This is a genomic window from Bacillus sp. FAU20 (assembly GCF_056033865.1).
The window spans coordinates 1,102,261-1,115,187 of the sequence record NZ_JBVYHY010000003.1 but is presented as its reverse complement, the minus strand read 5'-3'; the positions used below and the strand labels follow the sequence as shown (position 1 = coordinate 1,115,187).

The window sequence follows — 12,927 nt, the reverse complement described above, 5'->3', positions numbered from 1 at the left end:
AGAAAATCCCATTGATTAAAGTTTCACTTTATGAGAACGATTTCATCCAGTTATTATAACAAGATTATTATTATTTACATAATAAATTGCCTAGAAAAAAGCATCTTGCTATTATTCATAGCAAGATGCCCTCTTTATTCTGGTCTTTTCTTCGTCCACGTTTCTACTACTTCACCAGTATCATTAACATCTAGCACTAGGCTACCATTACTATACCGGTCTTTATTTCGATACGCTTTCGGATCAATCTCTTCTACAATGTTTTTCTCTGTCTTCATGTAAACTAATTCATCGTCCCGAACAATTTCAATACCGACAATGCGGTACGGATTACGTTTTAATTCTTTGAAAATAACTAGACCTCGTTTCGCCCTCGTTGATTTTTCAATTTCTGATGCTTTTAGACGTTTTACAGCACCGCGCTGTGTTACGAGAATAAGTTGATCTTTATCACCATTTAACGGTTTACCAGAAGCGACATAGTCATCTTCTTTTAAATTAATTGCTTTCACTCCAGCAGCTCTTACACCGACTGGACTTACTTCATCTTCATGGAAAATAAGTGCATATGCACCGTGTGTAGCAAGAACGATATCACTCGTTCCATCTGTCGCAAATATATCGACAACTTCATCATCTTTTTTCAAGTTTACAGCAACGAATGCCCTTGAATAACGCTGAACTTTATATTGATTTAATTCTGTTTTCTTTATCATACCATTTCGTGTTACAAATACGATAAATCGTTTTTCTTCCTCAAAGTTCGGTACAACCGTTGCCCAAATGATTGTTTCATCCCGGTCGAGTGAAACGATATTAGCAACGTGCTGACCTAAATCTTTCCAACGAATATCTGGCATTTCGTATACTGGCAGATATATATAGTTTCCTTTATTCGTAAATAAGAGGACTGTCTCTGTCGTATTCGTATCGAATCGTTCAAGTAAGATGTCACCCTCTTTCATACCGAAGTCTTTGCCGTTTGAGGCATTATGTGAGCGCCATCCAGTACGTTTCACATATCCTTCTTTCGTTACAGTAACGATGACATCTTCTTGTGGGATCATCACTTCTACATCGATTTTAATTTCCTCGATTTGATCTTCAATAATCGCGCGTCGATCATCACTATATGTTTTCTTAACTCTCTTTAAATCTGTTTTAATTACTTGAAGCAATCTTTTTTCACTTTGTAAAATTGCCTGTAGCTCAATAATTTTCTTATTAAGCTCATCTGCTTCTTCTTGTAACGCCGTAATGTCTGTATTCGTTAAGCGATATAATTGCAAGGAAACAATTGCTTCTGCCTGTGCTTCTGTAAAGCCAAATTTTGCACTTAAATTATCTTTCGCGTTACGTTTATCTTTTGAAGCTCGAATTGTCTCAATTACTTGGTCTAAAATCGATAATGCTTTCTTTAAACCTTCTACAATATGTTGACGATTTTCTGCTTTTCTTAATTCATATTGCGAACGTCTCGTAATAACCTCTTTTTGATGTCCAATATAAGCATCTAAAATTTTCGGTAATGTCATAAGTGTTGGACGACGATTATTGATCGCTACCATATTAAAGTTATATGGAATTTGCAAATCTGTATTTTTATATAAATAATTTAAAATACCTTCGGCGTTTGCTTCTTTCTTTAATTCAACAACAATTCGTAAACCAGTACGATCTGTCTCATCACGCACTTCAGCAATACCATCTAACTTTTTATCTAGACGTAATTCATCCATTTTCTTTACAAGGTTTGCCTTATTCACTTCGTAAGGAATTTCAGTGATTACAATTTGTTGTTTCCCACCACGCACTGTTTCAACTTCTGCTTTTCCGCGAATAATAATTTTACCTTTACCTGTTTCATACGCCTTTTTAATACCATCAATCCCCTGAATAATACCGCCTGTTGGGAAATCTGGTCCTTTCATAACTGTTAATAAATCATCAACAGTACTATTTGGCTTATCAATACGCATCATTGTAGCATCAATAACTTCTCCAAGATGATGCGGAGGAATTTCTGTTGCATAACCAGCGGAAATCCCTGTAGATCCGTTCACTAATAAATTCGGGAACGCTGCTGGTAATACAACCGGTTCTTCACTCGTATCATCAAAGTTTGACACGAATTCAACTGTTTCTTTATCAAGATCACGTAATAACTCAGATGCAATTGGTGATAAACGAGCTTCCGTATAACGCATCGCTGCCGCTGGGTCCCCATCAACACTACCGTTATTACCATGCATTTCAACTAAAACATTACGTACTTTCCAAGTTTGGCTTAAGCGTACCATTGCTTCATATACAGAGGAATCTCCATGTGGATGATAATTACCAATAACATTACCTACTGTTTTAGCTGATTTACGAAACGCTTTATCATGTACATTACCTTCTACATACATAGAATATAAAATACGTCTTTGTACTGGCTTTAAGCCATCACGTGCATCTGGAAGTGCACGATCTTGAATAATATATTTACTATAACGTGCAAAGCGATCACCTAACACGTCTTCAAGCGGGAGGTCATGAAACTTCTCTGCTTGCATGTTATTCCACCTCCGTCTCCATAATCATTTCATTTTCTAAAATATTTCCTTCTTCTTGCATACCAAACTGTACATTACGTTCAATCCATTTACGGCGCGGTTCTACTTTATCGCCCATTAACGTTGTAACGCGACGCTCTGCTCTTGCTGCATCATCAATTTTTACGCGAATTAATGTACGCGTTTCAGGATTCATTGTTGTTTCCCATAATTGATCCGCATTCATTTCACCAAGTCCTTTATAACGTTGTAACATATAGCCTTTTCCAACTTTTTTCGTTACACCGTCTAATTCCTCATCTGACCAAGCGTATTCAATTACCTCACTCTTACCTTTTCCTTTACTTACTTTGTATAAAGGAGGAAGTGCGATAAATACTTTACCAGCTTCGATAAGTGGCTTCATATATCTGTAGAAGAACGTTAATAACAATACTTGAATATGAGCCCCATCGGTATCGGCATCGGTCATAATTACAACTTTATCGTAGTTAATATCTTCAACATCAAATTCATTTCCTACACCGCCGCCAATCGCATAAATGATTGTATTAATCTCTTCATTTTTAAAGATATCAGCAAGCTTTGCTTTTTCTGTATTAATTACTTTACCACGTAACGGTAATACGGCCTGGAAACGTCTGTCTCGTCCTTGTTTCGCAGAACCACCGGCAGAGTCACCCTCTACTAGGTATAGTTCATTTTTTTGCGGGTTACGTGATTGTGCAGGTGTTAATTTCCCGCTTAACGTACCTTCTGATTTTTTCTTTTTCTTACCACTACGCGCTTCTTCTCTTGCTTTACGGGCTGCTTCACGGGCTTGTGCTGCTTTAATTGCTTTTCTCACAAGAAGTGTAGCTACATCAGGGTTTTCTTCTAAAAAGTATGCTAAATGCTCAGATACAATGGCATCAATTGAAGAACGCGCTTCACTTGTACCTAGTTTCCCCTTCGTTTGCCCTTCAAACTGAAGCACTTCTTCTGGTACACGTACCGAAACGATAGCCGCTACACCTTCACGAATATCTGTACCTTCTAAGTTTTTATCTTTTTCTTTTAATAGTGCTACTTTACGAGCATACTCGTTAAACACACGCGTCATCGCTGTTTTAAATCCAGCTTCATGTGTTCCACCATCTTTTGTACGTACATTATTTACAAACGAAAGAATATTTTCTGAGTAGCCATCGTTAAATTGAAATGCTAGTTCTGCTTCAATCCCATTTTGTTCACCAGTGAAATATACAACTGGGTGAATTGAATCTTTTTCTTCGTTTAAATAGGAAACGAAAGCTTCAATTCCTGTTTCATAATGAAAGACATCTTCTAAATCATTTCGTTCATCTTTTATTGAGATTTTCATCCCTTTTAATAAGAATGCAGATTCGCGTAATCTCTCACATAATGTTTCATAATTATAATTTGTTGTGCTGAAAATCGTTGTATCTGGTTTGAAATGCATCGTAGTACCAGACTCTTTCGTCTTCCCGATTTTCTCAAGCGTCGTTACAGGAACACCGCCATTTTCAAAGCGTTGTTCGTAAATATTTCCGTCACGCTTAATCGTTACGACTAACCATTCTGATAAGGCATTTACAACAGATGCCCCAACACCGTGCAAACCACCACTCGTTTTGTAACCACCTTGACCAAACTTACCACCGGCATGAAGTACAGTTAAAATAACTTCAGGTGTAGGTTTCCCAAGTTTATGCATTCCCGTAGGCATTCCTCGCCCTTTATCTATAACGCTAATACTATTATCTTTATGTATTACGACTGAAATTTCGTCGCCAAATCCCGCTAACGCTTCGTCAACGGAGTTATCTACTATTTCATATACTAAATGATGCAATCCACGGCTGTCCGTGCTCCCGATATACATACCCGGGCGTTTTCGAACGGCTTCAAGTCCTTCTAACACTTGAATCGCATCTTCATTATATTGGAACTGATGCTTCGCCAAACTCCTTGCCCCTTTCCTAATCCAAAATCAGAACATATGTTTCTATTATAGAATAACGCCTCGACTATCGTTTTGGCAAGTTATCTTATCTCTTTTATATACCATTTTCAATAGAAAAATCCTTGTTTTCTCACAAGGATTCCTCTAGGCTACTATTTCAGAAAAATAATCGTTTGTCAACGAGAAATGGATATGTATTCCAAGATTACACATTCCAAACCTTTATTATGATCCAAATGATCAAGATCCAAAATGGGATTACAAATAACAATCCCCAAAAACAGCCTTTAAAAAATCTCATGATGAACACCTCGTTCATCGGCCCTACTTATCTATAATGAGGGCTGAATCAATCTTTCTACCTTTACATCTACACTATTTTGTCATCGCATGTTCTACTTTAATACAACGATCCATTATTACAGTATAGTCTTTTTCTTTTAAAAGTTTATATGTATCCTCATCTTGTACTCCTAATTGTGCCCAAAAAACATCTGCATCAATCTCTACAAATTCTTTTGCAACATCCATTAAAAACTCTGAGCGACGAAATATATTTACTATGTCAACGTGTTCCTTAATATCCTTTAGTGAAGAAACTGCCTTTTCTCCAAGCACCTCATCTACTGTTGGATTAACTGGAATAATGCGGTATCCAGCATCTTGCATTGCTTTTGAAACCATATACGATGTACGTTCTGGCTTATCTGATAATCCAACAACCGCAATTGTTTTGCTTTTCTTTAGCACTTCACCAATTTCCGTACGAGTTGGGTTTTCAATTGTCATAATTAATCCCTCCTATTCCTTTAGTATAGCCGATAAAGAAAGTCTCTTTCAATATGAAAGAGACTTTCTTTTATTTCGATTATTGATTCTTTGTAGCTGAATTATCTGCTAAAGTAGCCGATTTCGTCATTTTTTGACCGTTACGGTAGAATGTAACTTCTACTTTCTCGCCTACTTTTTTCTTTTCATATAAATATTTACGGAATTGAAGAGCATTCTCTACTTTTTGATTATCTAATGCTACTACAATATCATATTGCTCTAAACCAGCTTTTTCAGCCGGTGAGATTGGGTAAATTTTACCTAATACAACACCATTAGTTACTTCTTTCGGTACTTTCAATTGATTGACTGCATAAGCTTGCACATCTTCTAATGAAACAACACCTACTCCAAGCGCTGGACGTTTTACTACTCCATCTTTTTCAAGAGATTCAATAACTGGTTTTGCGATATTAATTGGAATAGCAAATCCAATTCCTTCAACTTCTTGTTGTGCAATTTTACTTGAATTAATCCCAATTATTTCACCATTTTGGTTAAATAATGCACCACCACTGTTACCAGGGTTAATCGCTGCATCTGTTTGAATAACTTGTGCTTGCCAATCTGGTCGTTTATCGCCATCAATATCAACCGGAATTTCGCGTTCTTTACTACTGATTATACCTTCCGTTACACTTCCATCAAATCCTAGCGGGTTACCGATTGCAATGGCTTTTTCACCCGCACGAAGTTTACTTGAATCACCTAAAGTGGCAACTTTATTTACATGAGATCCATCAATTTCAACAACTGCTAAGTCTAACCAAGGGTCCTTACCAACTAATTTCGCATCAACTTGCTTTCCGTCGCTCAGCTTCACAGCAAGTTTATTTGCTCCATCCACTACATGGTTGTTTGTTACAATATATGCTTTATTCCCTGCTTTTTTATAAATAACACCTGATCCTGAACCAGCTTGTTGTTCTTGACCTGTCGGTTGCATTGCAAATGGATCAACACTTTGTTGCATATTAATAACACCTACAACAACATCTTTCGCCCCTTCAATCATACCAGGTAAATCAGTTTCATTTTTCGCTTTATTTACAACAGGAACTACAGTACCTTCTACTTTTGAATCCGAACTAAATGATGATACTGGCGCTCCATTATTTTGAGCCCATGGCATATATGGTGCTGCAAAACTAATCGAAACCGCTCCGACTACAGCTCCCACTAAACCTGTGAAGAAATAGCCTTTTTTACTACCTGATTTTCTCACTTCTCTCGTTTCACTATGCTCTTCATTTAAATTTGGTCCGTCGTAATATCCCATGTTTTATTTCCCCTCTCTGGTGAATTCGTATTTTCAGTATAGTCACGTTTTGTGTCCTTCTTGTGAACTCATCGTGAAATCTAATTAAAAAAATACTCCTATCTAACATTGTAGACAAAAAAAGTATTTTTTGTACATTCTACCTTCAAAAGAGAGTATAAAATCGCCATTTCCCTAGGCTAAATTACACAAATCGTTCTAGATTATTCTTCAAATTTATAACCAACTCGAATAACAGTACCGATATGCTTCGCTTTATCTCCTAGCTTATTTCGAAGTTTTTTAATATGGGTATCAACCGTTCGGTCATCACCGTAATAGTCATATCCCCATAACTGATCTAATAAATGTTGACGTGATAACACGATTCCTTTGTTCTCCATTAAATACACAAGAAGTTCAAATTCTTTATGTGTCAATATAATTTCTTCTCCATCTACTAAAACAGTTCTAGATAGACGATTTACTTCTATTCCAGCTAAAGACATAGCATTTTCTTCCGCTACTCCTACCGCACCATCCGCACGTTTCAATAACGTCTTTGCACGAGCTACTAATACTTTCGGGCTAAATGGTTTCGTTACATACTCGTCTGCACCTAATTCGAAACCTAGCAATGTATCATCCTCATCCGAACGTGCTGTCAACATAATAATTGGTACTGCTGATTCTTTTCTAATTCTTCTACAAACAGACCATCCATCTATTTCTGGTAACATAATATCTAACATAATTAAATCAATTTCATGCTCTGCAAATAACTCTAACGCTTTTTTTCCATCTTCTGCTTCGATTACTTCAAAGCCTTCATTACGAAAATAATCACTAACAATTTCACGTAATCTTCTTTCATCTTCAACAAGCAATACTGTTTTATTCATATCATCTATCCCGCCTTTTTACTCTTTCAATCGAATAATACGTTGATTGGAGCTTCCGCGAAATGGAAGTGTTAAATCTTTTTTCTCAATTTCAAACCTTCCATCGACTAAAACATCCCCATAATGTAACAACTCTATCATATCATTATTTTGAGAACTCTGTATCTCTTCTAACGTATAACCTGTATACATCCATAGGTTTTTTTTAAAATCTTTCACGATTTTTGCTACCTTTTTCACTTCAGCAGCTTGAAAAAATGGATCTCCACCTGAAAATGTTACATCAGTTAATGGATTACTTGCAATCTCTTTCACAATTTCTTCTACTGTCATTTCCGTTCCATTGCAAATATTCCATGATTTCGGATTATGGCAACCAACGCAACGATGCGGACAGCCCGCAAAAAACACGACTGTCCGCAATCCTTCTCCATCTACTACACTATCATGAATAATATTCATCACTTTCATTTATGTTTCACCCGATCTATCTCTTCACTACGTTTCGCACTATTCCACTTCGACATATCTCCTACAAGATAGCCTGTTATACGGCGAATTCTTTCTATATTAGCCTCATCTTCATTCCCGCAACTTGGACATTCATTCCCAATAACCCCGTGATAACTACAGCACTTACAACGGTCAACAGGATGATTAATTGAACCGTATCCAACGCCATGTTCTGCCATAGCTTGTACAATTTGTTTTAATGCCTTTTTGTTATGCATTGCTGCTCCGTCTAGTTCAATATAAGTAATGTGTCCTCCATTACAGAGAGCATGGAACGGGCCCTCTAAACGGATTTTATTTATCGCTTGAATGTTATAATAAACTGGAATATGGAATGAATTCGTATAGTAATTATGGTTCGTTATACCGCTAATTTCACCAAATTCTTCTCTATCTTTTTTCACAAACTTCCCTGATAATCCTTCTGCTGGAGTTGCAATTACTGAGAAATTCAGTTGATGTTCTTCTGTCGCTTTATCCATTCTATCTCTCATAAAGGAAATAATTTCATACCCAAGTTTCCATGATTCTTCATCTTCCCCATGATGCTTTCCTGTTAAAGCTACTAAACATTCCGCAAGACCGATAAAACCAATACTTAACGTCCCTTGTTTTAAAATCGAGGCTACGGAGTCTTCAGGCTGCAACGTTTCTCCACCACGCCATACACCTTGTGAATATAAAAACTGAAAATCTCTTGCTCGCTTCGTACATTGATACGCATATCTTTCTAATAGCTGCTTAATTCCTAAATCTAAATAATAGTTTAGCGCTTCAAAAAACGCTTCTTTTGAACCACTAATTAACGCTAATTTCACTAAATTAATAGACGTAAATGATAAATTCCCTCTACCAATCGCTGTTTCTTCTCCATGTATATTAGACATAACACGGGTACGACATCCCATGTAACATACTTCACTTTCTGGTCTTCCATCATAATGCACTGCATTAAACGGCGCATCTAAAAATGAAAAGTTAGGGAATAATCGCTCTGCGGTTGTCTCTAATGCTAATTCAAATAAATCGTAGTTCGGATCACTTTCTTCAAAATTCACACCTTTTTTCATCTTGAAAATTTGAATCGGAAAAATCGGTGTCTCTCCTTTACCAAGTCCAGCTTGTGTCGCTTTTAAAAGTTGTTTAATTAACATTCTTCCTTCTTTTGATGTATCTGTTCCGTAATTAATAGAAATAAACGGGACTTGTCCTCCGCCCCTACTATGCATACTATTCGAATTATGAACGAAAGCCTCACACGCTTGATACGTATCATTTTCCGTTTCTTTCCATGCAAATTCTTCTATTTGTTCTTTCGTAAGCGGATATAATTGTAATCGTTTTTTATGTCTCTCAATTGTTTTTCGTACATAAGGTGCTAAATCAATATCAAAGAGTGCAAACGATTGACCACCATGCTGCATATTTTGATTCGCTTGAAAAATAATAGACGCAAGAGCCAATGCACTTTTAATGTCTTGCGGTTGTCTCATATGTCCATGCCCCGTATGAAAACCGTTAGCAAGCATTTGTGCTAACGGAATTTGTGAACAAGTCGTCGTTCCTGTCGCATAAAAATCTAAATCATGTGGATATAATATATTTTCATTTATTGCTTTTTTCACTTGATCTGACAATAAATTCTCAACAGCATAATATTTTGCACTCTCAGATGCGAAGGTTCCCATTACGCCCATTGGAGAGCGGCCGTCTACATTTGCATTTTCTTGCATTAAATCTTGTTCATTGCCGTGGACTATTGTCTCGAACACTTTCATTAATTCTTCTTCTCCACGTGTATTATTTTGTAACATTTATAACCCTCCACCAATATGTTGTTATCTTTTGATTAAAATGTTACTACATATAGTCTTACTGTTTCTGTGAGAAATGTAACATTACTGTGAAATTTTTTTCACGAAATAATGAATTTTTCATTTACAAAAAAGAAATGTGCTCTTTACAAATGTATGGTACAATATACGGGAAAAACTCTTTTTACCCTTTATCAACACATTTGAATAAAGGAGACTGAACTTATGGTTACTACATATCTTTTATTTATCGTTGCCTACTTACTTGGCTCGATTCCATTTGCACTAGTTGTTGGAAAAATTGGCTACGGAATCGATATTCGTGAGCACGGGAGCGGTAATCTAGGCGGAACAAACACATTCCGCACATTAGGGAAAAAAGCAGGTTTTACCGTTACAATTGCTGACATTTTAAAAGGGACTTTAGCAACAAGTCTACCAATGATTTTCGGATTAGATATTCACCCACTATGGTTCGGGTTAGCGGCTGTTCTTGGACATGTCTATCCAATCTTCGCGAAATTCCGTGGTGGTAAAGCAGTTGCAACTTCTGCTGGGGTACTATTATGCTATTCACCAGTTGTTTTTGCAATATTGGCTGTTGTATTTTTCACCCTTTTATTTACAACAAGATACGTATCACTTTCTTCTATGGTAACAGCAGTTGTTGCTGTTATTGCATCCATTGTTAGCGGGGATAAAATCTTCATTATTGCGATGTGTTTATTAGCAGGTATGGTTATTTATAAACACCGTGCAAATATCGGACGAATTATAAATAAAACTGAACCAAAAGCAAACTTTTCAAAAAAGCAAAAATAAGATCGTAACCCACATAACGCAAAAAGAAAACGTGAAGCATATTAATAGCGTCTTTTTGCGTTATTTTTTATACTAAAGAAAAAGCAACATAATTTGGAGGAACTATACATGAATCTTTCCGTAACAAAAGAAGCAGCACAATGGTATAAAAATGAATTAAACTTACAATCAAATGAAACACTACGCTTTTTCGTACAATACGGTGGTTGCAGTACTGTGCAAAAAGGACTTTCTTTAGGTATTCGTAAAGATGATCCTGCACACCCTGCTGTTCAAATTCAAGAAGAAGGCATTAACTTCTTTATTGAAGGCGATGATGAATGGTTCTTCGATGGACATAATTTATCTGTTACACTTAACGAAGGTGACGACTTCCCACAATTTAATTATGAAAAATAAAAAAACGTGGCTTCTGCCACGCTTTTTTATTTTTTCTTAATTTCCTCATATTTCGCATACCACTCAGGATATAACTTTTTAAATGATACAGGACGGAACCCTTCTTTTTTCGCACAAATATTCGTCGTACTTGCAGTAATACACAGTTCACCATCACCATTATATATTTCATATCCATATACAACGCGAAGTGGGCTCACAGTATCTACCCATGTTTTTACGATTGCTTTTTCTCCGTAACGCATCGCTTTACGATATGAAATTTGTAAATCTAACACAGGAGAAATAATTCCTTCTTTCTCCATTTCAACATATGAAAAACCTAAATCTTGTATAAGTTTCGTGCGACCTAACTCAAGCCACACTAAGTAGTTTGAATGGTAAACAACACCCATTTGATCTGTTTCCGCATAACGGATTTCAACTTCATGTTCTGCTACAAACATATGTATTCGCCTTCTTTCACTTCTGCTGCCTTGCATACATTTAATCATAATACAGTAACATCAAAAATAAAATAAAAACAGTGAATCTTTTACTGAAAGGAGCCAGCATATGATTCAAATTGTAACGGTTCGTAGCGGTGATAGCGTATATAGCTTGGCATCAAAATATGGATCGACACCTGACGAAATAGTAAAAGACAATGGACTAAATCCAGCTGAAACGCTCGTTGTTGGTCAGGCACTTATCGTTAATACAAAAGGAAATAATTATTATGTACAGCCTGGTGACAGCCTCTATCGGATTTCTCAAACATATAATGTCCCCCTCGCTAGTTTAGCTAAAGTTAATAATTTATCTTTAAAATCTATTCTCCATGTCGGACAACAATTATATGTACCAAAAGGCACAAAACGAGCTGTAGAATCCATCGCTTATTTACAACCTTCCACTATACCGATTAAAGAGAGTTTAGTTAATGCTACACGTGCCATCAATCCATTTTTAACATATTTAGCTTATTTTAGTTTTGAGGCAAAAAGAGATGGCACATTAAAAGAACCTACTGAAACAGCTAAAATTGCTAATATTGCAACGCAAGGGCAAACAATCCCTATGCTCGTTATTACAAATATTGAAAATGGTAATTTCAGTGCCGATCTAACATCGGTTATTTTACGCGACGCAACGATTCAAAACAAATTTATTACTAACATTTTGCAAACAGCTGAAAAATATGGCATGCGAGACATTCATTTCGATTTCGAGAGTGTAGCACCCGAAGACCGCGAGGCGTATAATCGCTTTTTACGAAATGTAAAAACACGCTTACCTAGCGGGTACACATTAAGCACAACTCTCGTACCGAAAACAAGTTCAAATCAAAAGGGAAAATTTTTCGAAGCCCATGATTATAAAGCGCAAGGGCAAATTGTTGATTTCGTCGTCATTATGACATATGACTGGGGTTGGCAGGGCGGGCCACCAATGGCAATCTCTCCTATCGGTCCTGTAAAAGAAGTACTTCAATACGCAAAATCTCAAATGCCTCCCCAAAAAATTATGATGGGGCAAAACTTATACGGATTCGATTGGAAACTTCCGTTCAAACAAGGGAATCCACCAGCAAAAGCAGTTAGCTCTGTCGCAGCTGTTGCACTTGCTCGTAAATATAATGTTCCTATCCGCTATGATTTCACAGCTCAAGCTCCACATTTTAATTACTTTGACGAAAATGGCGTACAACATGAAGTTTGGTTTGAAGATGCGAGGTCTATTCAAAGTAAATTCAATTTAATGAAAGAGCAGGGCATTGGCGGTATTAGTTATTGGAAGATTGGCTTGCCATTTCCACAAAATTGGCGTTTACTTGTTGAAAACTTTACGATTACGAAAAAGGGCTGACAAAAGTCAGCCCTTT

General features: G+C 36.6%; 11 protein-coding genes. 3 read left to right on the top strand and 8 right to left on the bottom strand.

Translation table 11 applies throughout. The features are described 5' to 3' along the window. Positions 1-134: 134 nt before the first annotated feature. From parC to AC0OM3_RS06195, 7 genes are all read right to left on the bottom strand, one after another. Positions 135-2,558 (bottom strand): DNA topoisomerase IV subunit A, encoded by a 2,424-nt coding sequence (gene parC / locus AC0OM3_RS06225; protein ID WP_001147463.1) that lies wholly within the window; start codon positions 2,556-2,558, stop codon positions 135-137. Position 2,559: 1 nt separating this feature from the next. Continuing rightward, complete coding sequence (gene parE / locus AC0OM3_RS06220; RefSeq protein ID WP_001062202.1) at positions 2,560-4,524, bottom strand: DNA topoisomerase IV subunit B; 1,965 nt, start codon at positions 4,522-4,524, stop codon at positions 2,560-2,562. 375 nt (positions 4,525-4,899) lie between these two features. Beyond that, entirely contained in the window at positions 4,900-5,313 is a 414-nt protein-coding gene (locus tag AC0OM3_RS06215; RefSeq protein WP_000151386.1) for a CoA-binding protein, read from the bottom strand. 79 nt (positions 5,314-5,392) lie between these two features. Continuing rightward, positions 5,393-6,634, bottom strand: a complete 1,242-nt coding sequence (locus tag AC0OM3_RS06210; protein WP_000542644.1) for a S1C family serine protease — start codon at positions 6,632-6,634, stop codon at positions 5,393-5,395. Between the two features lie 203 nt (positions 6,635-6,837). Then, entirely contained in the window at positions 6,838-7,515 is a 678-nt protein-coding gene (locus tag AC0OM3_RS06205) for a response regulator transcription factor (protein ID WP_001044679.1), read from the bottom strand. An 18-nt stretch (positions 7,516-7,533) separates the two neighbouring features. Then, the gene (nrdG, locus tag AC0OM3_RS06200; RefSeq protein WP_000867074.1) at positions 7,534-7,986 is read right to left on the bottom strand and encodes an anaerobic ribonucleoside-triphosphate reductase activating protein; all 453 of its coding nucleotides are present in this window, start codon (positions 7,984-7,986) and stop codon (positions 7,534-7,536) included. Beyond that, positions 7,983-9,842 (bottom strand): anaerobic ribonucleoside triphosphate reductase, encoded by a 1,860-nt coding sequence (locus AC0OM3_RS06195; RefSeq protein ID WP_474211184.1) that lies wholly within the window; start codon positions 9,840-9,842, stop codon positions 7,983-7,985. The genes nrdG and AC0OM3_RS06195 overlap by 4 nt, the downstream gene beginning before the upstream one ends. 225 nt (positions 9,843-10,067) lie before the next feature. On the opposite strand from AC0OM3_RS06195, the gene plsY reads away from it, so the two are divergent. Next, positions 10,068-10,664, top strand: a complete 597-nt coding sequence (plsY, locus tag AC0OM3_RS06190; protein ID WP_000258974.1) for a glycerol-3-phosphate 1-O-acyltransferase PlsY — start codon at positions 10,068-10,070, stop codon at positions 10,662-10,664. A 108-nt stretch (positions 10,665-10,772) separates the two neighbouring features. Further along, complete coding sequence (locus AC0OM3_RS06185; RefSeq protein WP_001054453.1) at positions 10,773-11,063, top strand: HesB/YadR/YfhF family protein; 291 nt, start codon at positions 10,773-10,775, stop codon at positions 11,061-11,063. 26 nt (positions 11,064-11,089) lie between these two features. On the opposite strand, the gene AC0OM3_RS06180 is transcribed toward AC0OM3_RS06185, so the two are convergent. Next, complete coding sequence (locus AC0OM3_RS06180) at positions 11,090-11,509, bottom strand: acyl-CoA thioesterase (protein WP_000495812.1); 420 nt, start codon at positions 11,507-11,509, stop codon at positions 11,090-11,092. Between the two features lie 109 nt (positions 11,510-11,618). Here AC0OM3_RS06180 and AC0OM3_RS06175 point away from each other — a divergent pair, with 109 nt between their 5' ends. Next, the gene (locus AC0OM3_RS06175; RefSeq protein WP_000614862.1) at positions 11,619-12,911 is read left to right on the top strand and encodes a glycoside hydrolase family 18 protein; all 1,293 of its coding nucleotides are present in this window, start codon (positions 11,619-11,621) and stop codon (positions 12,909-12,911) included. Positions 12,912-12,927 lie beyond the last annotated feature (16 nt).